The following is a 25,722-nucleotide window of genomic DNA, read 5'->3' on the forward strand; positions in this document are numbered from 1 at the left end:
TGCCCAGCCCGGGGCCGTGTACGCTTAGCGAGCGCGTATGCGGGAACGTACGCGATGCGCCCCCTTAGCTCAGTCGGCAGAGCGTCTCCATGGTAAGGAGAAGGTCTACGGTTCGATTCCGTAAGGGGGCTCGAGACCGGGCTTGAGACATCGAGTCCGCCGCGGCGGTGTAGCTCAGATGGCAGAGCAAGCGGCTCATAATCGCTGTGTCGCCGGTTCAAGTCCGGCCACCGCTACAGAAGCACCACTGGGACGCCCGATTGGGCGTCCATCTGTGTGAGCCGCTATGATGGTTCGCTGGATCAGATTCCGCCCCACCTGAACGTTCTGAAGGAAGGCACTTCGCCATGGCCAAGGCGACCGACGTTCGTCCGAAGATCACGCTGGCGTGCACGGAGTGCAAAGAGCGGAACTACATCACGAAGAAGAACCGCCGCAACGACCCGGACCGCATTGAGCTGAAGAAGTTCTGCCCGCGCGATGGCAAGCACACTCTCCACCGCGAGACCCGCTAGTCGCTGCCGCAACACGATCTTTCGATGAAGCTCCGGCCCCGAGGGGACCGGGGCTTCATCGTGTTCCGGGGGAGTCGGCGCAGGAACGACCGGCCTGCGACCGGAGCCGTTAGGTGTTACCGGTAAATTTCAGGTCATGCCGCTGGATCAGTCGTTCTTGGGCCGGGTGTACCCGCCGACCCCTCCCTACGAGGTAGGCCGGGAGAAGATCCGCGAGTTCGCGGACGCGGTCTTCGCTGCCGACCCCGTGCACCGCGACCTCGCCGAGGCGCGCGCGAGGGGCTACAGCGACGTGATCGCCCCGCCGACGTTCGCCATCATCCTGAGCCAGAACGCCGGCCAGCAGCTCGTCGACGACCCCACGTTCGGCATGGACTACAGCCGGGTGGTGCACGGCGGCCAGACGTTCCGCTACGAGCGGCCGATCCAGGCCGGCGACCACCTCGTCACGGTGATGACGGTGGAGGAGATCAGCAGCCGGGCCGGCCACGCGTTCCTGACCACGCGGCACGAGGTGGCCACGGTCGAGGGCGAGGCCGTCGTGACGATCTGGACCCGGCTCGTGATTCGTGGGGAGGGCTGAACGATGCAGCCAGGCACCGAGTTCCCGGCCCAGACCTACCGGGTCACCAGGGCCACCCTGGTGCGCTACGCGGGCGCGTCCGGCGATTTCAACCCGATCCACTGGAACGACCGTCAGGCGACCGCCGTCGGGCTGCCCGGCGTCATCGCGCACGGCATGCTGACCATGGGTCTGGCGGGTCAGGCGGTGGCGTGCTGGGTGGGCGGAACGGCCGCGATCGTGGAATTTTCCACCCGGTTCGCGAATCCGGTGGTCGTGCCCGACGACGACAAGGGCGCCGAGGTGGTCATCAGCGGCGTGGTCAAGAAGATCCATGACGACGGCTTGGTGCAGATCGATGTGACCGCGACCTGCGAGGGGGACAAGGTCCTGGGGGCCGCGAAGGCACTCGTTCGAAACAACGACGACAACCGGTAGAGGGGGGTGGTTGGGATATCCCGCCGACAACCCGTACACTGGTCCGCCGTGGGGTGAGCAACCCGACACCGGCCTGTCCGGACCGTCGGAGCTGCCTTCCTCGCGAAGGGGTGTGGCGCAATTGGTAGCGCAGCGGTCTCCAAAACCGCAGGTTGCAGGTTCGAGTCCTGTCGCCCCTGCGCCGAAGGCCTGACCTGGGTCTGGTGCGCCCGGCCGGAAGGCCGGGACGTCGACCACAGCGGTCACGGTTGGTCCGACCGCGTGCCACCGGCTTCTCGCCGGTGTCCCGCGAATTGAGCCGAACCGGTGGTCGACGGGTCCAAGGGCCCGGGTTCTCGCTGTCGGCCGACACGGACCGAGCACTCGCGAGATCACGGAAGAGGGCGAAAGTGGCCGAACGCAGGCGACGCGGGACCAACCCCGCCGACGATCGCCGTGAAGAGGAGCTCAGCGCCGAGGACGCCGCCATCGAGGAAGAGTTCGCCGACGAGCTGGACAGCCTCGACGTCGATGACGAGATCGACGAGGACGATGACCTCGACGAGGAGACCGCGAGCAAGAACGGTCGGTCCAAGGACAAGTCCAAGGACGCCAAGTCGAAGGACCTCAAGACCAAAGACGGCAAGAAGGTCAAGGTCAAAGAGGGCGGCTCGAACAACATCTTCGTGCGGCTCATCAACTTCGTCCGCGAGGTTGTCGCCGAGCTGCGTAAGGTTATCTGGCCGACCCGCAAAGAGCTGACCACCTACACCCTCGTCGTAGTGGTGTTCGTGATCATCATGCTGGCCATCGTCGGCGGCCTCGACTTCGGCTTCGCCAAGCTCGTCCTCTGGTCCTTCGGCAACGGCAACGCCGACCAGTAAGGGCGCCGGCCGATCGGGTGACACACCGCCGATGAAGGCCGGACCAGCACACACGGCGACCCGAAGATCAGACAGACGGAAGTGAGCAGCGTGCAGGAATTCGACGAGACGCCCGGTACCGACGACGACGAGCAGCACGAGGAAACGTCGACGGTGATGACGGCCGACACCCCGCCGGTGACGGCCGACGCCGAGGACCCCGTCGCCGAGCTGCGTGCCGCACTGCGCTTCGCGCCCGGTGACTGGTACGTCGTGCACTCCTACGCCGGCTACGAGAACAAGGTCAAGACGAATCTCGAGACCCGCATCACGAGCCTCGACATGGAAGAGTTCATCTACCAGGTCGAGGTCCCGACTCGTGAAGAGGTCGAGATCAAGAACGGCAAGCGCACCCAGGTGCAGAACAAGGTCTTTCCCGGCTACATCCTCGTCCGGATGGAGCTGACCCCGGAGTCGTACTCCTGCGTGCGCAACACGCCGGGCGTCACGGGCTTCGTCGGCGCGACGGACCGGGCCGACCGCCCGGCTCCGCTGTCGCTCGACGAGGTGCTCAAGTGGCTCGCCCCCGCCGTGCAGCAGGAGGGCGGGAAGAAGGCCGGCGGCAAGGCCGAGGTCAAGGTCCTCGACTTCGAGGTCGGCGACTCCGTCACCGTCACCGACGGCGCCTTCGCCTCGCTCCAGGCGACCATCAGCGAGATCAACGCCGACCAGCAGAAGCTCAAGGTGCTGGTCTCGATCTTCGGTCGCGAGACCCCGGTCGAGCTCAACTTCAACCAGGTCACGAAGATCTGAGTCGCGACCCGGCCCGAGGCCAGGTCAAAGATCGAATTCGCCTGCGGTACGCTTGAGCGTCCGGCCTCAGTTGCCGGGCGCTCAGTCGTGCGTAGAGACCGCCGGTAAGGCGAACTCGAGAACAGCACGAAACCGAATTCCAGCCCAGGAAGACGAAAGCAGCCATGCCTCCGAAGAAGAAGCTCGTCAAGACCTTCACGCTTCAGTTGCCGGGCGGCCAGGCCACCCCGGCACCGCCGGTCGGTCCCGCCCTCGGTCAGCACGGCGTGAACATCATGGAGTTCGTCAAGGCGTACAACGCCCAGACGGAGTCCATGCGCGGTGACATCATCCCGGCGCAGATCAGCGTCTACGAGGACCGCACGTTCACCTTCATCCTCAAGACGCCGCCGGCCGCGCGCCTGCTGCTCAAGGCCGCCGGCGTGCCCAAGGGCTCCGGCGTCCCGCAGAAGGACAAGGTCGGCTCGATCACCAAGGCGCAGCTCCGCGAGGTCGCCGAGAAGAAGATGGCCGACCTGAACGCGAACGACATCGAGATGGCCGAGCGGATCATCGCCGGCACTGCCCGCTCCATGGGCATCGTCGTCAAGGACTGACGCACCGCCCCGCAGCACCGATCGGCAGAAGTGGGAGGGCGCCCGAGGGCGTCCGCACTGAGACCACAGGAGAACTCAGCGACATGTCGCAGCACGGCAAGAACTACCGCAAGGTCGTCGACCTCGTCGACCGCAACGCGCTCTACAGCCCGATGGCCGCCGTCAAGCTCGCGAAGCAGACGACGACCGTGAAGTTCGACCCCACCGTCGAGGTGGCCATGCGCCTGGGCGTCGACCCGCGCAAGGCCGACCAGATGGTCCGGGGCACGGTCAACCTGCCGCACGGCACCGGCAAGACCGCCCGCGTCATCGTCTTCGCGCAGGGCGCGAAGGCCGCCGAGGCCGAGGCCGCCGGCGCCGACGCGGTGGGCACCGACGAGCTGGTCGCCCGCATTCAGGAGGGCTGGCTGGACTTCGACGCGGCGATCGCCACGCCCGACCAGATGGCCAAGATCGGCCGGATCGCGCGGATCCTGGGCCCGCGCGGCCTGATGCCGAACCCGAAGACGGGCACGGTGACCATGGACGTCACCAAGGCGGTCAACGAGATCAAGGGTGGCAAGATCACCTACCGGGTGGACAAGCACTCGAACCTGCACCTCATCATCGGCAAGGCGAGCTTCAGCGAGCAGCAGCTCGTGGAGAACTACGCGGCCGTGCTCGAGGAGGTCAACCGGGCGAAGCCCTCGGCGGCCAAGGGCAAGTACCTGCGGAAGATCTTCCTCACCACCACCATGGGCCCGGGCATCCCGGTCGACCCGAACAAGATGCGCAACCTCCTCGAGGACGACAGCGTCATCACCGCCGCGGAGTAGTCAGCAGACTCCCAGTCAAGCGGGAACATCCGGGACAGCGTGCCTGTGGCACGCTGTCCCGGTGCGTTTGCAGGACGTGTGGTTTCGATACAGCCGCCGTGCACCCTGGACGCTGCGCGGGGTCGACCTGACCCTCGAGCCGGGGGAGACCGCGATCGTGGCCGGCCCGAACGGGTCGGGGAAGTCCACGCTGCTGCAGCTGGCGGCCGGCGTACTGCGGCCGGGGCGCGGCCTGGTCACGCAGCGGCCCCCGGTCGTCGGCTGGGTGCCCGAGCGCTTCCCGGCGGATCAGCCCTTCACGGCTCGCGCCCATCTGCGGCACATGGCGGCCATTCGCGGCCTGGACGCCACCGAGGACGTCGAGCGGTGGGCGCGCCGGCTGAACTTCGAGCACTTTCTCGACGTCCGGCTCAATCGGCTCTCGAAGGGCTCGGCGCAGAAGGTCGGCCTGGTCCAGGCGCTCCTGTGCCCGCCCGGGCTGCTGGTGCTCGACGAGCCCTGGGAGGGCCTCGACGCGCAGACCCGCGAGCAGGTGCCCGCGATCGTCGCCGAGGTCGTCGGGCGCGGCGGGTCCGTGCTGGTAAGCGACCACCTGGGGGAGGTCGCAAGGCTGCCCGGCGCGCGCCGCTGGCACGTCCGCGACGGTGAGGTGCACGCCGGCGACCGGCCGGCGCGCAAGACGGTGATCGAGCTGGCGGTCGACGCGTCGGAGGCGGGAGAAGCGGTCTCGCGGTTGCGCTCGGCCGGTTTCGACGTGGTGGCGGTACGCGATGAGGTGCCCCTGTCATGACCGCCCTGATCCGCATGCGGCTGACCGGGTTCGTCCAGACCGGCCGCGCCGCCGCGCCTCTGCTCGCCGCGCTCGTGGTGCTCTCGATCCTCTATGGTGGCGGCCAGGCCCAGGCCGGCGAGGCCTACGGCGTCTCCGCGGCCGTGCTGTTCGTGGTGCTCGCCTGGCAGACCAAGGTGCTGCTCGACGTCGAGCCGGACGTGCAGCGCCGCCTCGGCCGGGTCGCGGCCGGCGGCGCCGTGCGGGAGATCGCCGCCGGGCTGGCCGCCGCCCTGGTCGCCGGGCTGCCCCTGATCCTCATCGCGATGGTCCTGCCGTGGGTCGTCAACGGCGTGACCACGCCGGGTCCCGGCGACCCGTCGCTGGCCACCGGCATCGCGCTCGGCCTCTGGGCGCACCTGCTGCTCCTGCTGCCGGCCGTGGCGCTCGGCGCGCTGGCCAGCCGCGCGGTGACCCTGCAGGCGGCGCGCGGGCTGACCGTGCTCGTGGCCGGCATCGTGTTCACGATCGTCTTCGGCCTCAAGAGCTTCCCGGCGCCCTGGCTCGCCCCGCCGGTGATGACGGTCGCCCGCGACACCCTCGGCGCCGCCCACCTCCCCGCGATCCTCCTGGCCACCGCGTGGGGGCTGGTCTGGACGCTGGTTTTCACCGTCGTGTACGGCCGCCTGCGGCTCGACCGCGCCTGATTTGGAAAAACGTCGAACCGTCGCGTACTTTGGTAACGCAAACCCGAAGACCGCTGGTCATGTCCGCGTGAGCGGACATCGAAGGCCCCGCCGCAATGCGGGCGACCCGCGCAGGGACGCGAACATGGTGTGAATGCCGGCGCCGCAAAGTGCCGTCCTCCGCTCCGAGCGCCCCCTGCGCCCGGGGCGTTTTTCATTGCTGGGGCCAATTGACTGGCACCGAAGCAACGAGAGAGGAGGGACATGGCGGACAAGCCGGTTCGAGACGACAAGGCCACGGCAGTCGCGGAGCTCACCGAGCAGTTCCGGGGCTCCTCGGCCACCGTGCTGACCGAGTACCGCGGCCTCACCGTGGCGCAGCTCAAGACCCTGCGCCGCAGCCTGGGCCGCGAGACCACGTACGCCGTCGCGAAGAACACGCTCGCGAAGCGTGCCGCGACGGACGCGGGCATCAGCGGGCTCGACGATTTGTTCTCCGGTCCTACCGCGCTCGCCTTCGTCGGCGGCGACCCGGTGGAGGCGGCCAAGAGCCTCCGCGAGTTCGCGAAGACCAACCCGATGCTCGTCATCAAGGGTGGTGTCTTCGAGGGCAAGGCCATCAGCGCGGACGAGGTCCGTCGCCTGGCCGACCTGGAGTCCCGTGAGGTGCTGCTGGCGAAGCTGGCCGGCGCCATGAAGGGCAACCTGAGCAAGGCGGCGGCGCTGTTCCAGGCTCCGCTGTCGAAGGCGGCCCGCACCGCCCAGGCTCTGGTGGACAAGCGCGCGCAGGAAGCCGGTGGCGAGGCCGAATAAGTCCGGCCCGCCCCGATACCCAAACTTTTGAGAGGAAACGCCACCATGGCGAAGCTGAGCACCGACGAACTCCTCGACGCGTTCAAGGAGATGACGCTGATCGAGCTCTCCGAGTTCGTGAAGCAGTTCGAAGAGGTCTTCGAGGTCACCGCGGCCGCCCCGGTCGCCGTTGCCGCCGCCGGCCCGGCCGCCGCGGCCCCCGAGGTCGAGGAGAAGACCGAGTTCGACGTCATCCTCGAGGGTGACGGTGGCAAGAAGATCCAGGTCATCAAGGTCGTGCGCGAGCTGACCGGCCTGGGCCTCAAGGAAGCCAAGGACCTCGTCGAGGCCGCGCCGAAGGCCGTCCTCGAGAAGGCCAACAAGGAGAGCGCCGACAAGGCCAAGGCGAAGCTCGAGGCCGAGGGCGCCAAGGTTACCCTCAAGTAACTCAGCGTGGATCCAAGGACGGCCGCCGGACTCCGGCGGCCGTCTTTTTTGTCAGCAACTTGTAAGGACCCCAAGATCTAGGGGGCCGACCACAACACTTAGTGGTCGGGGTGCGAGATATCTGTCACGAAGCCCCGACGCGCGTGGGAACCCTTGACGCGGTGACCGGCGGCCAGGCACGCTAATCAGGCACTGCCTTCCGCGGACGCGGTGGGCCGGGCGGACCGACTAGATGTGCCCCGATCCTTCTTGGGTCCGGTTCAGCGCGCATCAACAGGGAACCGCAGGCCACTACCGTCGCGAGCGGCCCGGCCGGTGGAGAAACGATCTTCGCAAAAGGTCGTTGGAAACATCGTGCACGATGCCGCTGGACAGCGGTGAGCCTCTCGGCTACACTGCTAGTTTGCGCTGTCTTCTGACTTCACCTTCGGCGTGAGGTGTCCCTTCATGGGCTCCTCCACATCGGGGGTCGTCAGGCTGCACGCGAAACGGCCTGTCTGCAACACCGGTCCTCGGAAGGACGCATCTTGGCAGCTTCCCGCCCTGCGAAGACCAGTTCGAGCGCTTACGCTCCCCGCCGGGTCTCCTTCGGCAGGATCACCGAACACCTAGAGGTTCCCAACCTCCTTGCCATCCAAACCGACTCGTTCGACTGGCTGGTTGGCAACGAGAATTGGCAGAGCCGCTCGGCCGGTGATCAGCACGCCCGTTCCGGGCTCGCGGAGATCCTCGATGAGATCAGTCCTATTGAGGACTTCTCCGGCACGATGTCACTGTCGTTCTCCGCGCCCCGCTTCGACGAGGTCAAGGCCCCGATCGAGGAGTGCAAGGAGAAGGACCTCACCTACTGCGCCCCGCTGTTCGTGACCGCGGAGTTCACCAACCACACCACTGGCGAGATCAAGAGCCAGACGGTGTTCATGGGTGACTTCCCGATGATGACGCCCAAGGGCACCTTCATCATCAACGGCACCGAGCGCGTCGTGGTGAGCCAGCTCGTCCGCTCCCCGGGCGTGTACTTCGACAAGCAGCCGGACAAGACCTCCGACCGCGACCTCACCAGCGTCAAGGTCATCCCGAGCCGGGGTGCCTGGCTTGAGTTCGACATCGACAAGCGCGACACCGTCGGTGTCCGCATCGACCGCAAGCGTCGGCAGGCGGTCTCCGTCCTGCTCAAGGCCATCGGCTGGTCCGCCGAGCGTATCCGTGAGAAGTTCGGCTGGTCCGAGCTCATGATGACCACGCTCGAGAAGGACCACATCGCCGGTCAGGATGAGGCGCTGCTGGACATCTACCGCAAGCTGCGGCCGGGTGAGCCGCCGACGCGGGAGAACGCGCAGAACCTCCTCGACAACCTGTTCTTCAACCCGAAGCGGTACGACGTCGCCAAGGTTGGCCGATACAAGTTCAACAAGAAGCTCGAGCTGGGCCTGCCGATCAACCAGGGCGTCCTGACCGAAGAGGACATCGTCGCCACGGTCGAGTACCTCTGCCGCCTGCACACGGGCGAAGAGGGCTACGAGGCCGACGACATCGACCACTTCGGCAACCGTCGCCTGCGCACGGTCGGCGAGCTCATCCAGAACCAGGTCCGCGTGGGCCTGTCCCGGATGGAGCGCGTCGTCCGCGAGCGGATGACGACCCAGGACGTCGAGGCGATCACGCCGCAGACCCTGATCAACATCCGCCCCGTCGTGGCGGCGATCAAGGAGTTCTTCGGCACCTCCCAGCTGTCGCAGTTCATGGACCAGACCAACCCGCTGGCGGGCCTGACCCACCGGCGCCGGCTGAGCGCGCTCGGCCCGGGTGGTCTGTCCCGTGAGCGGGCCGGCTTCGAGGTCCGTGACGTGCACCCGTCGCACTACGGCCGCATGTGCCCGATCGAGACTCCTGAGGGTCCCAACATCGGTCTCATCGGCGCGCTCTCGACGTTCGCGCGGGTCAACCCGTTCGGCTTCGTCGAGACGCCCTACCGCAAGGTCGTCGACGGCAAGGTGACCGACCAGATCGACTACCTGACCGCGGACGAGGAGGACCGGTTCGTCAAGGCGCAGGCCAACGCTCCGCTGAAGAGCGACGGCAACTTCGCCGAGGACCGCATCCTGGTTCGCCGGAAGGGCGGCGAGGTCGACAACGTCCCCGCCGACCAGGTCGACTACATGGACGTCTCGCCGCGGCAGATGACCTCGGTCGCGACCGCGATGATCCCGTTCCTCGAGCACGACGACGCCAACCGGGCACTGATGGGCGCGAACATGCAGCGCCAGGCCGTGCCGCTGGTCAAGGCGGAGTCGCCGCTGGTCGGCACCGGCATGGAGTACCGTGCCGCCGTCGACGCCGGCGACGTGGTCGTGGCCGAGGTCGGCGGGGTCGTTGAGGACATGTGCGCCGACTACGTCACGGTCCACCAGGACGACGGCCACCGCCGCACCTACCTGCTGCACAAGTTCCGCCGCTCCAACTCGGGCTCCTGCGTCAACCAGAAGCCCGTGATCTTCGAGGGCCAGCGGGTCGAGGCGGGGCAGGTCATCGCCGACGGTCCGTGCACCGACGAGGGCGAGATGGCGCTCGGGCGAAACCTGCTCGTGGCGTTCATGCCCTGGGAGGGCCACAACTACGAAGACGCGATCATCCTGTCCCAGAAGCTGGTGCAGAACGACGTCCTCACCTCGATCCACATCGAGGAGCACGAGGTCGACGCGCGCGACACCAAGCTGGGGCCGGAGGAGATCACCCGCGACATCCCGAACGTCAGCGAGGAGATGCTCGCCGACCTCGACGAGCGGGGGATCATCCGGATCGGCGCCGAGGTCGTCACCGGCGACATCCTCGTCGGCAAGGTCACGCCCAAGGGCGAGACCGAGCTGACCCCCGAGGAGCGGCTGCTGCGCGCGATCTTCGGTGAGAAGGCCCGCGAGGTCCGCGACACCAGCCTCAAGGTGCCGCACGGCGAGACCGGCACGGTCATCGGCGTGCGGACGTTCAGCCGCGAGGACGGCGACGAGCTGTCCCCGGGCGTGAACGAGCTGGTGCGCGTCTACGTGGCCCAGAAGCGGAAGATCCAGGACGGCGACAAGCTCGCCGGCCGCCACGGCAACAAGGGTGTCATCTCCAAGATCCTGCCCGTCGAGGACATGCCGTTCCTCGAGGACGGGACCCCGGTCGACATCGTGCTCAACCCGCTCGGCGTGCCGAGCCGTATGAACATCGGCCAGGTGCTGGAGACCCACCTCGGGTGGGTGGCCAAGACCGGCTGGAAGATCGACGGCGACGAGCACGAGTGGCAGCGCGCCCTGAAGGCCATCAACGCGGGGGAGTCCGAGCCGGACACCAACGTGGCGACCCCGGTCTTCGACGGCGCCAAGGAGGAGGAGATCGCCGGCCTGCTGAGCAGCACGCTGCCCAACCGGGACGGCAACCAGCTCATCGGGGCCAGTGGCAAGGCGCGGCTGTTCGACGGCCGCTCCGGCGAGCCGCTCCCGGACCCGATCGCGGTTGGCTACATCTACATCCTGAAGCTCAACCACCTGGTCGACGACAAGATCCACGCTCGCTCCACCGGCCCCTACTCCATGATCACGCAGCAGCCGCTGGGTGGTAAGGCGCAGTTCGGTGGCCAGCGCTTCGGTGAGATGGAGTGCTGGGCGATGCAGGCCTACGGCGCGGCCTACGCGCTGCAGGAGCTGCTGACGATCAAGTCCGACGACGTCCTCGGACGCGTCAAGGTCTACGAGGCGATCGTCAAGGGCGAGAACATCCCGGAACCGGGCATCCCGGAGTCCTTCAAGGTGCTCCTCAAGGAGCTGCAGTCGCTGTGCCTGAACGTCGAGGTGCTCTCCAGCGACGGCGTGGCCCTCGAGATGCGCGAGACGGACGACGAGGTGTTCCGCGCGGCCGAGGAGTTGGGCATCGACCTCTCGCGGCGCGAGCCGAGCAGCGTCGAGGAAGTCTGATATCGCGGGCGGCGCTCCTGCGGGGGCGCCGCCTCGCCGGCCCGTTGAGGACCGGCACGCGACCTAGCAATTACCCGAGCAACTGAATCGTGAGGACATAGACGAAGTGCTCGACGTCAACTACTTCGACGAGCTCCGCATCGGCCTGGCCACGGCCGACGACATCCGCCAGTGGTCGCACGGCGAGGTCAAGAAGCCTGAGACCATCAACTACCGCACCCTGAAGCCGGAAAAGGACGGGCTCTTCTGCGAGAAGATCTTCGGTCCGACCCGGGACTGGGAGTGCTACTGCGGTAAGTACAAGCGGGTCCGCTTCAAGGGCATCATCTGCGAGCGCTGCGGCGTCGAGGTGACCCGGGCGAAGGTCCGCCGTGAGCGCATGGGCCACATCGAGCTCGCCGCGCCGGTCACGCACATCTGGTACTTCAAGGGTGTGCCCAGCCGCCTCGGCTACCTGCTCGACCTGGCGCCGAAGGACCTCGAGAAGATCATCTACTTCGCGTCGTACGTGATCACCAGCGTCGACAAGGAGGCTCGCCACCGCGACCTCGCCACCCTCGAGAACGAGGTGTCGGCCGAGAAGCGGCAGGCGGAGAACGCGCGCGACTCCGAGATCGAGAAGCGGGCCGCCAAGCTGGAGCAGGACCTGGCCGAGCTCGAGGCCGAGGGTGCGAAGGCCGACGTGCGCCGCAAGGTCAAGGAGGCCGGCGAGCGCGAGATGCGGCAGATCCGTGACCGCGCGCAGCGCGAGATCGACCGCCTCGACGAGGTCATGGACACGTTCCGCAAGCTGGAGCGCAAGAACCTCATCACCGATGAGCTGCTCTACCGCGAGCTGCGCGACCGGTTCGGTGAGTACTTCAACGGCTCCATGGGCGCCGAGGCGATCAAGGCCCTGCTCGAGAACCTGGACCTCGAGGACGAGGCCGAGCTGCTGCGCGAGACCATTCGCAGCGGCAAGGGCCAGCGCAAGATCCGGGCGCTCAAGCGCCTCAAGGTCGTCGCCGCGTTCCTCAACACCGCGAACTCGCCGCTGGGCATGGTGCTGGACTGCGTCCCGGTCATCCCGCCGGACCTGCGCCCGATGGTGCAGCTCGACGGTGGCCGCTTCGCCACCAGCGACCTCAACGACCTGTACCGCCGGGTCATCAACCGCAACAACCGGCTCAAGCGCCTGATCGACCTGGGTGCCCCGGAGATCATCGTCAACAACGAGAAGCGGATGCTGCAGGAGGCCGTCGACGCGCTGTTCGACAACGGCCGCCGCGGTCGTCCGGTCACCGGCCCGGGCAACCGGCCGCTGAAGTCGCTGTCCGACATGCTCAAGGGCAAGCAGGGCCGGTTCCGGCAGAACCTGCTCGGCAAGCGCGTCGACTACTCCGGCCGTTCGGTCATCGTCGTCGGCCCGCAGCTCAAGCTGCACCAGTGCGGCCTGCCGAAGCAGATGGCCCTGGAGCTGTTCAAGCCGTTCGTGATGAAGCGCCTGGTGGACCTCAACCACGCGCAGAACATCAAGTCGGCCAAGCGCATGGTCGAGCGTCAGCGCCCGGTCGTGTGGGACGTGCTGGAGGAGGTCATCGCGGAGCACCCGGTGCTGCTCAACCGCGCGCCGACCCTGCACCGTCTGGGCATCCAGGCCTTCGAGCCGCAGCTGGTCGAGGGCAAGGCGATCCAGATCCACCCGCTCGTCTGCACCGCCTTCAACGCCGACTTCGACGGCGACCAGATGGCCGTGCACGTGCCGCTGTCCGCGGAGGCGCAGGCCGAGGCCCGCATCCTCATGCTGTCCAGCAACAACATCCTCAAGCCGGCCGACGGCAAGCCGGTCACCATGCCTACCCAGGACATGGTCATCGGCCTGTACCACCTCACGCACATCCAGAAGAACCTGCTCGGCGAGGGGCGCACGTTCAGCTCCGACGCCGAGGCGCGGATGGCGTTCGACAACGGCGAGCTGCACCTGCAGGCGCCCGTCAGGATCCGGCTCAAGGAGCTCATCGGGGTCGACAACGGCGCCGGTGCCGAGCCGTGGGAGGCGCCGGAGGGCTGGCAGCCGGGCGAGACGGTCACGATCGAGACCACGCTCGGGCGCGTGCTGTTCAACGAGGCGCTCCCCGTCGGGTACCGCTTCGTGAACTACGAGATCCGCAAGGGTCAGCTGTCGGCGATCGTCAACGACCTCGCCGAGCGCTTCCCCAAGGTCTCCCTCGCGGCGGCCCTGGACGCGCTGAAGCTGGCCGGCTTCCACTGGGCCACCTGGTCCGGCGTCACCATCGGCATGGAGGACGTCATCCAGCCGCCTCGTAAGCGCGAGATTCTCGAGCGCTACGAGAAGGAGGCCGAGCGGATCGACAAGCAGTACCAGCGTGGTCTCATGACCGCCGAGGAGCGCCGCGGCGAGCTCATCGAGATCTGGACCAAGGCGACCGGCGAGGTGGCCAAGGAGATGGAGAGCGCGCTGCCGCGCGAGAACCCGCTGTGGAAGATGATCAACTCGGGTGCCCGCGGTAACCTCCTCCAGCTCCGCCAGATCGCCGCGATCCGTGGCCTGGTGGCCAACCCGAAGGGCGAGATCATCCCGCGGCCGATCAAGGCCAGCTACCGGGAGGGTCTGTCCGTGCTGGAGTACTTCATCTCCACGCACGGTGCCCGCAAGGGTCTGGCCGACACCGCGCTGCGGACCGCCGACTCGGGTTACCTGACCCGTCGTCTGGTCGACGTCTCGCAGGACGTCATCATCCGCGAGGAGGACTGCGGCACCGACCGCGCCATCCCGATGGCGGTCGGCGAGCTGGCCGACGGTGTGCTGCGCATCCACCAGCACGCGGAGACCGGTGTGCACGCGCGCACCCTCGCCGACGACGTGCGGGACAAGGACGGCCGCATGGTCGCCGAGCGGGGCACGGACATCAACTCGATGGTCGTGGACCTGCTGGTCGCGGCCGGCACCGAGAACGTCCGCGTCCGCAGCGTGCTCACCTGCGAGTCGAAGCTGGGCGTCTGCGGCGCCTGCTACGGCCGGTCGCTGCCCACGGGCAAGACGGTCGACGTCGGCGAGGCGGTCGGCATCATCGCCGCCCAGTCCATCGGTGAGCCGGGCACGCAGCTGACGATGCGTACCTTCCACACCGGTGGTGTCGCGGGTGAGGACATCACCCAGGGTCTGCCGCGTGTCACGGAGATCTTCGAGGCCCGCGTGCCGAAGGGTAAGGCGCCCATCGCCGACACCCCCGGCCGCGTGCGCATCGAGGACGGCGAGCGGATGCGGAAGATCATCATCGTGCCGGACGACGGCAGCGACGAGATCGTCCACGACAAGCTCAGCCGCCGCGTCAAGCTGCGGATCCAGGACGGCGAGCACGTCGAGGTCGGCGAGAAGCTGACCGAGGGCACGATCGACCCGCACGAGCTGCTGCGCATCATGGGTCCCCGGGCGGTGCAGGTGCACCTGACGTCCGAGGTCCAGGAGGTGTACCGCTCGCAGGGTGTGCTCATCCACGACAAGCACATCGAGATCATCATTCGCCAGATGCTCAAGCGGGTGACGGTCATCGACTCCGGCTCGACCGAGTTCCTGCCGGGCGTGCTCGTCGACCGCGCGATGTTCGAGGCGGAGAACCGCCGCGTCGTCGCCGAGGGCGGTGAGCCGGCCGCGGGTCGTCCGGTGCTCATGGGTATCACCAAGGCGTCGCTGGCGACGGAGTCGTGGCTGTCCGCGGCCTCGTTCCAGGAGACGACCCGGGTGCTGACCGATGCCGCGATCCACGCGCGCAGCGACTCGCTGATCGGTCTGAAGGAGAACGTCATCATCGGTAAGCTCATCCCGGCCGGTACGGGCATCAGCAAGTACCGCAGCATCCGGGTCGAGCCGACCGAGGAGGCGAAGGCGAAGGTCTACTCGATGACGGGCTACCCGGAGGCCGACTACGGCTTCGGGCCCGCGAGTGGTCAGGCCGTCCCGCTGGACGACTTCGACCTGGGCTCCTTCCGCTAGGCTCCTTCCGCTAGGCCGAGCAAAGCGATCTGAACAAGCGCAGGGGCGGGGACCTTCAGGGGTCTCCGCCCCTTCGTCGTTCACCGGATAGAGTCGTCTGGTGACGTCATCCACCCGGCATCCGCTGGATCCGGATCCCGTTCGAGCGACCAAGGCCACCGCCGTGTTCGGGCTGGGCCTGCTGTCCGTCGTCACGGGCCCGTTCCTCGGTGGGGTGATTCCGGCGACGCTCGCGCTGCTCATGGCCCGCGAGTCGCACAAGGAACTGGTCGCCGCCGAGGGCTTCCTGCTCGGCGCCCGGCGGCTGCGCAACGGCGTGCGGCTGGCCTGGACCGGGATCGTGCTCGCCATCGCCGGCCTCGTCGTGCTGGCGATCGTCGGCCTGCTGCACTACGCGCGGCAGCGCGGCACCGATTTCGACTCGACGGTGAACTAGATGTCCTACCCGCCGTATCAGCCGCAGCAGCCCGTCTACGGCCCGCCGCAGGCCTATGGCCCGCCGCCGGGCTACGCGCCGCCCCCGGCCCCGCCGTCGCCCGCGCTGACGCCCGCCATGCGCGTCGACGTCATCCAGGGCACCCCGTTCGGCGTCGCCTACCCGGCCGCGCCGACCACACCGAGCGGTCCGTCCATCGGCTCCCTGGTCGCGGGCATCGCCTCGATCCTGGTCGCGCTGTTCGCGCTCTGCCTCGGCGCCACCGGCGCGTCCGAGGGCTGGGGGCTCGCCGCCGCGGGCGCGTTCACCGTCCTGGGTATCTTTCTCGGCGCCGGTGCGGCCGGCCTGGGCCTCGCCGGCACCCGTCAGATCCGCAAGGCCGCCGCCGCCGGCGCCGCGGTGAGCGGGCGCGGCATGGCCATCACCGGCATCGTGCTCGGCTGCACGGGCGGCGGCCTGGCGATGTTCGTCATAATGCTCACCTTCCTGCTCAGCTGAGCGGGGAAAACGGGCCCCCCGGACGCTTCGATCTGCGACCAGGTACTCTTAGCGTGAAGAGTGTTCCGTCGGCGGGCGTGCCGGGCGATTTTGACCAGCGTCCTTACGGTGGGTACTCTTTCCCCTCGTGCCCGGCATTGCTGGGCAACTCGTGCGTGCGCCCACATCGCCCGCTCCGCGGGAGTGAGAGTGGGTGCGGACCACAACCCCGGGCTGGGATCAAACGGGCCGGGTCCGCGGAACTGGCGACACGCCCGACCGCGGGTGCCGGTCTACGCCGGGCAGACAGATAGAGAAGACGTTGCGGCCGCGAGGCCGAAGGGAGAGGCAGGCCCAGTGCCTACGATCCAGCAGCTGGTCCGCAAGGGCCGCCAGGCGAAGCTGAGCAAGACGAAGACGCCGGCGCTCAAGGGAAGCCCGCAGCGGCGGGGCGTCTGCACGCGTGTGTACACGACCACGCCGAAGAAGCCCAACTCGGCGCTGCGCAAGGTGGCCCGTGTGCGGCTGAGCAACGGCATCGAGGTGACGGCCTACATCCCCGGTGTCGGTCACAACCTTCAGGAGCACTCGATCGTGCTGGTCCGTGGCGGTCGTGTGAAGGACCTCCCCGGCGTCCGGTACAAGATCATCCGTGGTTCGCTGGACACCCAGGGCGTCCGCAACCGCAAGCAGGCTCGCAGCCGTTACGGCGCGAAGAAGGAGAAGAGCTGACATGCCGCGTAAAGGCCCCGCGCCGCGCCGGCCGCTCGTGGCGGACCCGGTCTACAACTCCCTGCTCGTGACCCAGCTGATCAACAAGATCCTGGTCGAGGGCAAGCGTCAGCTCGCCGAGCGCATCGTGTACAGCGCGCTCGAGGGTGCTCGCGAGAAGACCGGTACCGACCCCGTGGTGACGCTCAAGCGCGCCATGGACAACGTGAAGCCGACCCTCGAGGTCCGCAGCCGCCGTGTCGGTGGCGCGACCTACCAGGTTCCGGTCGAGGTCAAGCCGGTCCGCGCCACCACGCTGGGCCTGCGCTGGCTGGTCACGTACTCCCGCGCCCGTCGCGAGAAGACCATGACCGAGCGGCTGATGAACGAGCTGCTCGATGCCAGCAACGGTCTCGGTGCTTCGGTGAAGCGCCGCGAGGACACCCACAAGATGGCGGAGTCCAACAAGGCCTTCGCGCACTACCGCTGGTAAGCGACGCTTCCCCAGCATCCGACGAGAGACGAAGTAGGGATTTGTAGTGGCTGCCGTAGACGCCGCCCTCGCCAAGGTCCGCAACATCGGCATCATGGCGCATATCGACGCCGGTAAGACGACGACGACCGAGCGCATCCTCTTCTACACCGGCATCACGTACAAGATCGGCGAAGTCCACGAGGGCGCGGCGGTCATGGACTGGATGGAGCAGGAGCAGGAGCGCGGCATCACCATCACCTCCGCCGCCACGAAGTGCGAGTGGAAGGGCCACACGATCCAGATCATCGACACGCCCGGCCACGTCGACTTCACGGTCGAGGTCGAGCGGTCGCTGCGCGTCCTCGACGGCGCGGTGGCGGTCTACGACGGCGTCGCCGGCGTGGAGCCGCAGACCGAGAACGTCTGGCGGCAGGCGGACAAGTACAACGTCCCGCGTATGTGCTTCGTCAACAAGCTGGACCGCACCGGTGCCGACTTCTTCCGCTGCGTGCAGATGATGGTCGACCGGCTCAACGCCACCCCGCTGGTGCTGCAGATTCCGATCGGCCTCGAGGGCGATCACATCGGCGTCGTCGACCTGCTGGAGATGCGCGCGCTGACCTGGCGCGGCGAGACCCAGAAGGGCGAGGACTACGCCATCGAGGAGATCCCGGAGAACTTGGTCGAGCAGGCCAACGAATACCGGGACAAGCTCCTCGAGACGCTGGCCGAGACCGACGACGACATCATGGTCCGCTACCTCGACGGCGACACGTTCGACGTCAAGGAGCTCAAGGCCGCGATCCGCAAGGCCACCATCGCCGGCAAGCTCAACCCGGTCGTGTGTGGCTCGGCGTTCAAGAACAAGGGCGTTCAGCCCATGCTCGACGCCGTCGTGGAGTTCCTGCCCTCCCCGCTGGACATCCCGGCCATCGAGGGCATCGCGACGGACGGCGAGACGCCGCTGCTGCGCAAGCCGTCGACCAGCGAGCCGTTCTCGGGCCTGGCGTTCAAGATCCAGACCGACAAGCACCTCGGCAAGCTCACCTACGTGCGCATCTACTCCGGCACGCTCGAATCCGGCACCCAGGTGGTCAACTCCACCAAGGACCGCAAGGAGCGGATCGGCAAGATCTACCAGATGCACGCGAACAAGCGTGAGGAGCGCAGCAGCGCCGGTGCCGGCGACATCATCGCCGTGCAGGGTCTCAAGCAGACCACCACCGGCGACACGCTGTGCGACCCGGCGAACCCGGTCATCCTCGAGTCGATGACCTTCCCGGAGCCGGTCATCGAGGTGGCCATCGAGCCCAAGACGAAGGCCGACCAGGAGAAGCTGGGCACCGCCATTCAGCGCCTGGCCGAGGAGGACCCGACCTTCCGCGTCAAGAACGACGAGGAGACCGGGCAGACGGTCATCGCCGGCATGGGCGAGCTGCACCTCGACATCCTCGTCGACCGCATGCGGCGCGAGTTCAACGTCGAGGCGAACATCGGCAAGCCGCAGGTGGCGTACCGCGAGACGATCAAGTCGGTTGCGGAGAAGGTCGAGTACACCCACAAGAAGCAGACGGGTGGCTCCGGCCAGTACGCGCGCGTGATCATCAAGCTCGAGCCGCTGGAGACCAGCGCAGACGGCCCCACGTACGAGTTCGTCAACGCGGTCACCGGTGGTCGCATCCCGAAGGAGTTCATCCCTTCGGTCGACGCCGGTGCGCAGGACGCGATGCAGTACGGCGTGCTGGCGGGCTTCCCGCTCGTCGGTATCAAGCTCACGCTGCTCGACGGGCAGTACCACGAGGTCGACTCCTCCGAGATGGCGTTCAAGATCGCCGGCTCGATGGTGCTCAAGGACGCGGCTCGCCGCGCCAACCCCGTGCTGCTCGAGCCGCTCATGGCGGTGGAGGTGACGACGCCCGAGGAGAACATGGGCGACGTCATCGGCGACCTCAACTCCCGGCGAGGCACCATCCAGGCGATGGAGGAGCGTGGCGGCGCCCGTGTCGTCCGCGCCACCGTGCCGTTGTCGGAGATGTTCGGCTACGTCGGCGACCTGCGGTCGAAGACTCAGGGCCGGGCGAGCTACTCGATGCAGTTCGACTCCTACGCCGAGGTTCCCGCGAACGTGGCGAAGGAAATCATCGCGAAGGCGACCGGGGAGTAAGCACCCCGGTAGTTTGGCCGTGAGGCTGTGTCAGCGGGGCTGATTCGGATTCCTGCAAGTCGGGGCCAGCCAGACCCAAGTCGACAGGGTGCGTCGGCGCTTCCAGCGTCGGCGCACCGTGAACCAAGAAGTCCACAGGAGGACACCAGTGGCGAAGGCGAAGTTCGAGCGGACTAAGCCGCACGTCAACATCGGCACCATCGGTCACATCGACCACGGTAAGACGACGCTGACGGCGGCCATTACCAAGGTGCTGCACGACGAGTTCCCGGACCTGAACCCCTACACGCCGTTCGACGAGATCGACAAGGCGCCGGAGGAGAAGGCCCGTGGTATCACGATCTCCATCGCGCACGTCGAGTACCAGACGGCGAACCGGCACTACGCGCACGTCGACTGCCCGGGTCACGCCGACTACATCAAGAACATGATCACCGGTGCCGCGCAGATGGACGGCGCGATCCTGGTGGTGGCGGCGACCGACGGTCCGATGCCGCAGACCCGCGAGCACGTGCTGCTGGCCCGCCAGGTCGGTGTGCCGTACATCGTCGTGGCGCTCAACAAGAGCGACATGGTCGAGGACGAGGAGCTCCTCGAGCTCGTCGAGCTCGAGGTTCGCGAGCTGCTGTCGAGCCAGGAGTTCCCGGGCGACGACGCGCCGGTCGTGCGCGTTTCGGCGCTCAAGGCGCTCGAGGGCGACAGCCAGTGGACCGGCGCGCTCCTGGAGCTGATGAACGCGGTCGACACCGCGATCCCGCAGCCCGAGCGTGAGACCGAGAAGCCGTTCCTCATGCCCGTCGAGGACGTCTTCACGATCACCGGTCGTGGCACGGTCGTCACCGGCCGTGTCGAGCGTGGCATCCTCAAGCCGAACGAAGAGGTCGAGATCGTTGGCATCAAGGCCAAGTCGATGAAGACCACCTGCACGGCGATCGAGATGTTCCGCAAGATCCTCGACGAGGCGCGTGCCGGCGAGAACGTCGGTCTGCTCCTGCGTGGTATCAAGCGCGAGGACGTCGAGCGCGGCATGGTCGTGGTGAAGCCGGGCAGCAACACCCCGCACACCGAGTTCGAGGCGACCGTCTACATCCTCTCCAAGGAGGAGGGTGGCCGGCACACCCCGTTCTTCCAGAACTACCGGCCGCAGTTCTACTTCCGTACCACGGACGTCACCGGCGTCGTCACGCTGCCCGAGGGCACCGAGATGGTCATGCCGGGCGACAACACCAGCATGTCGGTGCAGCTCATCCAGCCCATCGCGATGGAGGAGAACCTCCGCTTCGCGATCCGCGAGGGTGGCCGTACCGTCGGCGCCGGCCGCGTGACGAAGATCATCAAGTAACACCTGGAGGTACCCCGATTTCACTTTGTCGCAGAACATGCGGCATAATGGTCGGGTTGCGTCGTGGGGCGGTCGAGACTGCTCAATGAGAAGTCTCGACCGCTTCCGCGCGGCGTCGGTCCTGTGATCGACGCGGATCCCCTCGACTGGGCGTGGCACGCCCTGGGGTAGGTCTCCACAGCGGAAATCGTCTGCGGCGGAGCCTGGCCCTTGGCCGCGACACGCCCGACCGCGGGGGTCGGACAAACACATTAGGCGGCACCGGACCCTGCGGGGTTTGGCGGGGCTGCGAGGCCCCGCATGAGAGAGGGAACTGAAGCCACCATGGCGGGACAGAAGATCCGCATCCGGCTCAAGGCCTACGACCACGAGGTCGTCGACTCCTCGGCGCGGAAGATCGTCGAGACGGTCACGCGCACCGGGGCTCAGGTCGCTGGGCCGGTGCCGCTGCCCACTGAGATCAACCGCTACTGCGTGATCCGCTCGCCGCACAAGTACAAGGACTCGCGCGAGCACTTCGAGATGCGCACGCACAAGCGTCTGATCGACATCATCGACCCCACCCCGAAGACGGTCGACTCGCTCATGCGGCTCGACCTTCCGGCCGGCGTCGACATCGAGATCAAGCTGTAGGGACTCGGACTTATGGACAGGCAAGTCAAGGGCATCCTGGGTGAGAAGCTCGGCATGACCCAGGTCTGGGACAACGGCAAGGTTGTCCCCGTGACCGTGGTGCAGGCCGGCCCGTGCGTCGTGACCCAGGTGCGCACGCCCGACAACGACGGCTACTCGGCGGTGCAGATCGGGTGGGGTCAGATTGACCCGCGCAAGGTCAACAAGCCGCGCGCCGGCCACTTCGCCAAGGCGGACGTCGCGCCGCGCCGGCACATCGTCGAGCTGCGGACCACCGACGCCGGCGAGTACTCGCTCGGCCAGGAGATCAACGCCGACACCTTCGCCGCCGGCCAGCGCATCGACGTGACCGGCCGCACCAAGGGCAAGGGCTACGCCGGTGTCATGAAGCGGCACGGCTTCCACGGCCTGCGGGCCAGCCACGGTGTCGAGCGCAAGCACCGCTCGCCCGGTTCCATCGGCGCCTGCGCGACCCCCGGTCGCGTCTTCAAGGGCGTGCGGATGGCCGGTCGCATGGGTGGCGCGCGCTTCACCGTGCAGAACCTGACGGTCCAGGCGATCGACGCCGAGGCGGGCCTGATCCTGGTCCGCGGCGCGGTCCCGGGTCCGAAGGGCAGCCTCGTGCTGCTGCGCAGCGCGGCCAAGGTCGAGGCGAAGGCGCAGAAGGGCGGGATCACCCGATGACGACCGTCGACGTTCGCAAGGCCGACGGCACCACCAACGGCTCCGTCGAGCTCCCCGACGACATCTTCGACGCCCAGGCCAGCATCCCGCTGATGCACCAGGTCGTCGTCGCGCAGCTGAACGCGGCCCGCCAGGGCACGCACAAGGCGAAGTCCCGCGGCGAGGTCGCCGGCGGTGGCAAGAAGCCTTACAAGCAGAAGGGCACCGGTCGCGCCCGCCAGGGCTCGATCCGCGCGCCGCAGTTCACCGGTGGTGGCGTGGTCCACGGCCCCGTGCCGCGCGACTACACCCAGCGGGTAAACAAGAAGATGAAGGCCGCCGCCCTGCGCGGTGCGCTGTCGGATCGCGCCCGCGAGGGTCACATCCACGTCGTCGAGTCCTTCATCGAGGGTGAGACGCCGAAGACCAAGACCGCGCTGGTCGCGCTGCGCGCCATCACCGAGGCCCGCCGGGTCCTGGTGGTGCTCGCCCGCGACGACGAGGCGAACTGGCTCAGCCTGCGCAACGAGCAGTCGGTGCACCTGCTGGTCGCCGACCAGCTCAACACCCACGACGTGCTCGTGGCCGACGACGTGGTGTTCACCACCGCGGCGCTGGACGAGTTCCTCGGGGTTCCGGCCGAGTCGAGCGCGCGCGCCGACGACAGCAACGAGGAGGGCTGAGCCATGGCGACGATCGCAGACCCGCGGGACGTGATCATCCAGCCGGTGGTCTCGGAGAAGAGCTACAGCGAGCTCAACCGCAACTGGTACACGTTCCTGGTGCACCCGGACGCCAACAAGACCGAGATCAAGATCGCGATCCAGCAGATCTTCAACGTCCGCGTCCTGTCGGTCAACACCATCAATCGCGAAGGCAAGCGCAAGCGCACCCGCACGGGCTGGGGCAAGCGCAAGGACACGAAGCGGGCGATGGTCAAGCTCGCCGAGGGTGACCGGATCGAAGCCTTCGGCGGACCGGTCAGCTGAGGGGTATAGACGATGGCTATCCGTAAATACAAGCCGACGACGCCCGGTCGTCGTGGTTCGAGCGTTGCCGACTTCGCCGAGATCACCCGATCGACGCCCGAGAAGTCGCTGCTCGTGCCGCTGCCGAGCAAGGGCGGCCGCAACGTCCACGGGCGGGTCACCGCTCGGCACCAGGGCGGCGGGCACAAGCGCCAGTACCGGTTGATCGACTTCCGGCGTGCGGACAAGGACGGGATTCCCGCCAAGGTCGCGCACATCGAGTACGACCCCAACCGCACCGCGCGCATCGCCCTGCTGCACTACGCCGATGGCGAGAAGCGCTACATCATCGCCCCGAAGGACCTCAAGCAGGGCGACGCGGTCGAGGCCGGTGCCGGCGCGGACATCAAGCCGGGCAACAACCTGCCGCTGCGCAACATCCCGGTCGGCACCACCGTTCACGCGGTGGAGCTGCGCCCGGGTGGCGGGGCCAAGCTGGCCCGCTCGGCCGGCGTCGGCATCCAGCTGCTGGGTCGCGAGGAGCAGTACGCCACGCTGCGTATGCCCTCCGGCGAGATCCGGCGCGTCGACGTGAACTGCCGCGCGACCGTGGGTGAGATCGGCAACGCCGACCAGTCGAACATCAACTGGGGCAAGGCCGGCCGCATGCGGTGGAAGGGCAAGCGCCCGACCGTCCGTGGTGTCGCGATGAACCCCGTTGACCACCCGCACGGTGGTGGTGAGGGTAAGACCTCGGGTGGTCGCCACCCGGTCAACCCGAAGGGCAAGCCGGAGGGCCGCACGCGGCGCAAGGGCCAGCCGAGCGACCGTCTCATCGTCCGTCGGCGTTACGCCACCCGGAAGCGCGGCTAAGGAGCCTGAGCAATGCCTCGCAGCCTGAAGAAGGGCCCGTTCGTTGACGACCACCTGGTCAAGAAGGTGGAAGTCCAGAACGCCAAGAACTCCAAGAACGTCATCAAGACCTGGTCGCGCCGGTCGACGATCATCCCCGAGATGCTCGGGCACACGATCGCCGTCCACGACGGACGCAAGCACGTGCCCGTCTTCGTGACGGAGGCGATGGTCGGGCACAAGCTCGGCGAGTTCGCGCTGACCCGCACGTTCAAGGGTCACGAGAAGGACGACCGGAAGAGCCGCCGCCGCTAAGGCAGCCGATAGGAATCAAGAGGATTTCCCGATGCCAACGAAGAGCGAGGCGGCGCTGCCCGGTGCGCGGGCGATCGCGCGGCACGTGCGCGTGTCGCCGATGAAGGCGCGCCGTGTGGTGAACCTTGTGCGGGGCCTGCCCGCGCGCGAGGCGCTCACGGTGCTGCAGTTCGCGCCGCAGTCGGCGAGCGAGCCGGTCTACAAGGTTCTGGCCAGCGCCATCGCCAACGCAGAGAACAACGAGCGCCTCGACCCGGATTCGCTCCTGGTCGCCGAGTGCTATGTCGACGAGGGCCCGACGCTCAAGCGGTTCCGGCCGCGGGCGCAGGGCCGGGCGTACCGGATCCGCAAGCGCACCAGCCACATCACGATCGTGGTCGAGAGCGTTCCGGCCGCCCAGGCCCGTGCGGCAAAGGCCGGCGTGGCCAAGGCGACCAAGGCCGCGAAGGCCGTGACGCCGGAGACGGACGAGGGCGACGAGGTCGAGTCGCGGCCCGCGAAGAAGGCGGCCGCGAAGAAGGCCCCGGCCAAAAAGGCCGAGCCGGCCAAGAAGGCGGACGCCGAGCAGGCTGACGCCGAGGAAGGGACCGAGTAATGGGTCAGAAGGTTCACCCGCACGGGTTCCGGCTCGGTATCAGCACCGACTGGAAGTCGCGCTGGTACGCCGACAAGCTCTACAAGGACTACATCGCGGAGGATGTCAAGATCCGCCGGATGATGTCCAAGGGCCTGGAGCGGGCCGGCATCGCCAAGGTCGACATCGAGCGCACCCGCGACCGGGTCCGCGTGGACATCCACACGGCCCGCCCGGGCATCGTGATCGGCCGCAAGGGCGCCGAGGCGGACCGCATCCGCGCGGAGCTCGAGAAGCTCACCGGCAAGCAGGTGCAGCTCAACATCCTCGAGGTGAAGAGCCCCGAGTCGGACGCCCAGCTCGTCGCGCAGGCCGTGGCCGAGCAGCTGTCCAGCCGGGTCAGCTTCCGCCGCGCAATGCGCAAGTCGATGCAGTCGGCCATGAAGAACCCGCTCGTGCGTGGGATTCGGGTGCAGGTCTCCGGTCGCCTCGGTGGCGCCGAGATGAGCCGCACCGAGTTCTACCGCGAGGGTCGTGTGCCGCTGCACTCGCTGCGCGCGAACATTGAGTACGGCTTCTTCGAGGCCCGTACGACCTTCGGCCGGATCGGCGTGAAGGTCTGGATCTACAAGGGCGACGCCGTTCCGGGTCGCGAGGCGCCGGCCGAGGCCGCCCCGCCGCGTGGTCGTCGTGAGCGTGCGGACCGGCCCGAGCGGCCGCGCCGCGGGCGTTCCGGCTCCTCCGGCACGACCGCTGGTGGCACTGAGGCCGGTCGCGGGGGGGGGGGCGCGCCCCCCCCCCCCGGCCCCCCCCCCCCCCCCCCCCCCCCACCCCCCCCCCCCCCCCGGCCCCGCGGCACCGCCCGGGCCGGGGAGGCGGAAGTAGGCCAA

Annotated in this window: 25 protein-coding genes, 3 tRNA genes and 2 pseudogenes; all 30 read left to right on the top strand. The window is 67.8% G+C overall.

What is annotated here, in order from left to right; genetic code table 11:
• The first annotated feature begins 58 nt into the window (after positions 1 to 58).
• Positions 59 to 131, top strand: a tRNA-Thr gene (locus ABT369_RS38420).
• Positions 132 to 163: 32 nt separating this feature from the next.
• A tRNA-Met gene (locus tag ABT369_RS38425) sits at positions 164 to 236 on the top strand.
• 111 nt (positions 237 to 347) lie between these two features.
• Positions 348 to 515, top strand: coding sequence for a 50S ribosomal protein L33 (rpmG, locus tag ABT369_RS38430; RefSeq protein WP_350619868.1), 168 nt, complete (start codon positions 348 to 350; stop codon positions 513 to 515).
• Positions 516 to 651: 136 nt separating this feature from the next.
• Positions 652 to 1,098, top strand: a complete 447-nt coding sequence (locus ABT369_RS38435) for an FAS1-like dehydratase domain-containing protein (protein ID WP_350619870.1) — start codon at positions 652 to 654, stop codon at positions 1,096 to 1,098.
• A 3-nt stretch (positions 1,099 to 1,101) separates the two neighbouring features.
• Positions 1,102 to 1,515 (top strand): MaoC family dehydratase, encoded by a 414-nt coding sequence (locus ABT369_RS38440; protein ID WP_350619872.1) that lies wholly within the window; start codon positions 1,102 to 1,104, stop codon positions 1,513 to 1,515.
• Positions 1,516 to 1,621: 106 nt separating this feature from the next.
• Positions 1,622 to 1,694 (top strand) — tRNA-Trp (locus ABT369_RS38445).
• A gap of 210 nt (positions 1,695 to 1,904) precedes the next feature.
• Complete coding sequence (secE, locus tag ABT369_RS38450) at positions 1,905 to 2,378, top strand: preprotein translocase subunit SecE (RefSeq protein WP_350619875.1); 474 nt, start codon at positions 1,905 to 1,907, stop codon at positions 2,376 to 2,378.
• Between the two features lie 192 nt (positions 2,379 to 2,570).
• Positions 2,571 to 3,170: pseudogene (nusG, locus tag ABT369_RS38455) on the top strand (transcription termination/antitermination protein NusG); the annotation flags it as partial.
• 164 nt (positions 3,171 to 3,334) lie between these two features.
• Positions 3,335 to 3,766 carry a 50S ribosomal protein L11 gene (gene rplK / locus ABT369_RS38460; protein WP_350619877.1) on the top strand — a complete coding sequence of 144 codons (432 nt, stop codon included), beginning with the start codon at positions 3,335 to 3,337 and terminating at the stop codon, positions 3,764 to 3,766.
• A gap of 83 nt (positions 3,767 to 3,849) precedes the next feature.
• A complete protein-coding gene (rplA, locus tag ABT369_RS38465; RefSeq protein WP_350619879.1) occupies positions 3,850 to 4,581 on the top strand; it encodes a 50S ribosomal protein L1 in 732 nt (243 codons plus the stop codon).
• Positions 4,582 to 4,642: 61 nt separating this feature from the next.
• Positions 4,643 to 5,371, top strand: coding sequence for an ATP-binding cassette domain-containing protein (locus ABT369_RS38470; protein ID WP_350619882.1), 729 nt, complete (start codon positions 4,643 to 4,645; stop codon positions 5,369 to 5,371).
• Complete coding sequence (locus ABT369_RS38475) at positions 5,368 to 6,057, top strand: hypothetical protein (protein ID WP_350619884.1); 690 nt, start codon at positions 5,368 to 5,370, stop codon at positions 6,055 to 6,057. The genes ABT369_RS38470 and ABT369_RS38475 overlap by 4 nt, the downstream gene beginning before the upstream one ends.
• A gap of 243 nt (positions 6,058 to 6,300) precedes the next feature.
• The gene (rplJ, locus tag ABT369_RS38480) at positions 6,301 to 6,849 is read left to right on the top strand and encodes a 50S ribosomal protein L10 (protein WP_350619886.1); all 549 of its coding nucleotides are present in this window, start codon (positions 6,301 to 6,303) and stop codon (positions 6,847 to 6,849) included.
• 45 nt (positions 6,850 to 6,894) lie between these two features.
• On the top strand, positions 6,895 to 7,275 hold the full coding sequence (gene rplL, locus ABT369_RS38485) for a 50S ribosomal protein L7/L12 (RefSeq protein WP_350619888.1): 381 nt from the start codon (positions 6,895 to 6,897) through the stop codon (positions 7,273 to 7,275).
• 527 nt (positions 7,276 to 7,802) lie between these two features.
• The gene (rpoB, locus tag ABT369_RS38490) at positions 7,803 to 11,228 is read left to right on the top strand and encodes a DNA-directed RNA polymerase subunit beta (protein WP_350619890.1); all 3,426 of its coding nucleotides are present in this window, start codon (positions 7,803 to 7,805) and stop codon (positions 11,226 to 11,228) included.
• 106 nt (positions 11,229 to 11,334) lie between these two features.
• Entirely contained in the window at positions 11,335 to 15,222 is a 3,888-nt protein-coding gene (locus ABT369_RS38495; RefSeq protein WP_350619892.1) for a DNA-directed RNA polymerase subunit beta', read from the top strand.
• Between the two features lie 100 nt (positions 15,223 to 15,322).
• Entirely contained in the window at positions 15,323 to 15,658 is a 336-nt protein-coding gene (locus ABT369_RS38500) for a hypothetical protein (RefSeq protein WP_350619895.1), read from the top strand.
• Positions 15,659 to 16,156: a hypothetical protein gene (locus ABT369_RS38505; protein ID WP_350619898.1), complete on the top strand. Its 498-nt coding sequence runs from the start codon at positions 15,659 to 15,661 to the stop codon at positions 16,154 to 16,156. It abuts the gene before it with no gap.
• A 336-nt stretch (positions 16,157 to 16,492) separates the two neighbouring features.
• Positions 16,493 to 16,867 (top strand): 30S ribosomal protein S12, encoded by a 375-nt coding sequence (gene rpsL, locus ABT369_RS38510; RefSeq protein WP_033357671.1) that lies wholly within the window; start codon positions 16,493 to 16,495, stop codon positions 16,865 to 16,867.
• A gap of 1 nt (position 16,868) precedes the next feature.
• Complete coding sequence (gene rpsG, locus ABT369_RS38515) at positions 16,869 to 17,339, top strand: 30S ribosomal protein S7 (protein WP_350619901.1); 471 nt, start codon at positions 16,869 to 16,871, stop codon at positions 17,337 to 17,339.
• A gap of 46 nt (positions 17,340 to 17,385) precedes the next feature.
• Positions 17,386 to 19,485, top strand: coding sequence for an elongation factor G (gene fusA, locus ABT369_RS38520; protein WP_350619904.1), 2,100 nt, complete (start codon positions 17,386 to 17,388; stop codon positions 19,483 to 19,485).
• Between the two features lie 148 nt (positions 19,486 to 19,633).
• Positions 19,634 to 20,827 (top strand): elongation factor Tu, encoded by a 1,194-nt coding sequence (gene tuf / locus ABT369_RS38525; protein ID WP_350619906.1) that lies wholly within the window; start codon positions 19,634 to 19,636, stop codon positions 20,825 to 20,827.
• Between the two features lie 324 nt (positions 20,828 to 21,151).
• Positions 21,152 to 21,460 (top strand): 30S ribosomal protein S10, encoded by a 309-nt coding sequence (rpsJ, locus tag ABT369_RS38530; RefSeq protein ID WP_018347762.1) that lies wholly within the window; start codon positions 21,152 to 21,154, stop codon positions 21,458 to 21,460.
• 12 nt (positions 21,461 to 21,472) lie between these two features.
• A complete protein-coding gene (rplC, locus tag ABT369_RS38535; protein ID WP_350619909.1) occupies positions 21,473 to 22,144 on the top strand; it encodes a 50S ribosomal protein L3 in 672 nt (223 codons plus the stop codon).
• Positions 22,141 to 22,806 (top strand): 50S ribosomal protein L4, encoded by a 666-nt coding sequence (rplD, locus tag ABT369_RS38540; RefSeq protein ID WP_350619911.1) that lies wholly within the window; start codon positions 22,141 to 22,143, stop codon positions 22,804 to 22,806. Before rplC ends, rplD begins: the two co-directional genes overlap by 4 nt.
• Positions 22,807 to 22,809: 3 nt before the next feature.
• The gene (gene rplW, locus ABT369_RS38545) at positions 22,810 to 23,112 is read left to right on the top strand and encodes a 50S ribosomal protein L23 (protein ID WP_033357665.1); all 303 of its coding nucleotides are present in this window, start codon (positions 22,810 to 22,812) and stop codon (positions 23,110 to 23,112) included.
• A 12-nt stretch (positions 23,113 to 23,124) separates the two neighbouring features.
• The gene (rplB, locus tag ABT369_RS38550) at positions 23,125 to 23,964 is read left to right on the top strand and encodes a 50S ribosomal protein L2 (RefSeq protein WP_350619914.1); all 840 of its coding nucleotides are present in this window, start codon (positions 23,125 to 23,127) and stop codon (positions 23,962 to 23,964) included.
• Positions 23,965 to 23,976: 12 nt separating this feature from the next.
• Positions 23,977 to 24,258 (top strand): 30S ribosomal protein S19, encoded by a 282-nt coding sequence (gene rpsS / locus ABT369_RS38555; protein ID WP_350619916.1) that lies wholly within the window; start codon positions 23,977 to 23,979, stop codon positions 24,256 to 24,258.
• Between the two features lie 31 nt (positions 24,259 to 24,289).
• Positions 24,290 to 24,739, top strand: a pseudogene (rplV, locus tag ABT369_RS38560) (50S ribosomal protein L22); the annotation flags it as partial.
• A 113-nt stretch (positions 24,740 to 24,852) separates the two neighbouring features.
• Positions 24,853 to 25,722 (top strand): 30S ribosomal protein S3 (rpsC, locus tag ABT369_RS38565; protein ID WP_350619921.1); only part of this gene is annotated, 870 nt, incomplete at its 3' end.

Source organism: Dactylosporangium sp. NPDC000244, assembly GCF_040300725.1.
Lineage (GTDB): Bacteria > Actinomycetota > Actinomycetes > Mycobacteriales > Micromonosporaceae > Dactylosporangium.

Excerpts from the sequence above, each read along its gene's own strand:
- ABT369_RS38475 (WP_350619884.1), top strand. The coding sequence starts at position 5,368 with ATGACCGCCCTGATCCGCATGCGGCTGACCGGGTTCGTCCAGACCGGC.
- rplL (WP_350619888.1), top strand. The coding sequence starts at position 6,895 with ATGGCGAAGCTGAGCACCGACGAACTCCTCGACGCGTTCAAGGAGATG.
- rplD (WP_350619911.1), top strand. The coding sequence starts at position 22,141 with ATGACGACCGTCGACGTTCGCAAGGCCGACGGCACCACCAACGGCTCC.
- rplK (WP_350619877.1), top strand. The coding sequence starts at position 3,335 with ATGCCTCCGAAGAAGAAGCTCGTCAAGACCTTCACGCTTCAGTTGCCG.
- rplB (WP_350619914.1), top strand. The coding sequence starts at position 23,125 with ATGGCTATCCGTAAATACAAGCCGACGACGCCCGGTCGTCGTGGTTCG.
- ABT369_RS38505 (WP_350619898.1), top strand. The coding sequence starts at position 15,659 with ATGTCCTACCCGCCGTATCAGCCGCAGCAGCCCGTCTACGGCCCGCCG.
- rplW (WP_033357665.1), top strand. The coding sequence starts at position 22,810 with ATGGCGACGATCGCAGACCCGCGGGACGTGATCATCCAGCCGGTGGTC.
- rplA (WP_350619879.1), top strand. The coding sequence starts at position 3,850 with ATGTCGCAGCACGGCAAGAACTACCGCAAGGTCGTCGACCTCGTCGAC.
- rpsS (WP_350619916.1), top strand. The coding sequence starts at position 23,977 with ATGCCTCGCAGCCTGAAGAAGGGCCCGTTCGTTGACGACCACCTGGTC.
- ABT369_RS38440 (WP_350619872.1), top strand. The coding sequence starts at position 1,102 with ATGCAGCCAGGCACCGAGTTCCCGGCCCAGACCTACCGGGTCACCAGG.
- rpmG (WP_350619868.1), top strand. The coding sequence starts at position 348 with ATGGCCAAGGCGACCGACGTTCGTCCGAAGATCACGCTGGCGTGCACG.
- rplJ (WP_350619886.1), top strand. The coding sequence starts at position 6,301 with ATGGCGGACAAGCCGGTTCGAGACGACAAGGCCACGGCAGTCGCGGAG.
- rpsG (WP_350619901.1), top strand. The coding sequence starts at position 16,869 with ATGCCGCGTAAAGGCCCCGCGCCGCGCCGGCCGCTCGTGGCGGACCCG.
- rpsJ (WP_018347762.1), top strand. The coding sequence starts at position 21,152 with ATGGCGGGACAGAAGATCCGCATCCGGCTCAAGGCCTACGACCACGAG.
- rplC (WP_350619909.1), top strand. The coding sequence starts at position 21,473 with ATGGACAGGCAAGTCAAGGGCATCCTGGGTGAGAAGCTCGGCATGACC.
- ABT369_RS38435 (WP_350619870.1), top strand. The coding sequence starts at position 652 with ATGCCGCTGGATCAGTCGTTCTTGGGCCGGGTGTACCCGCCGACCCCT.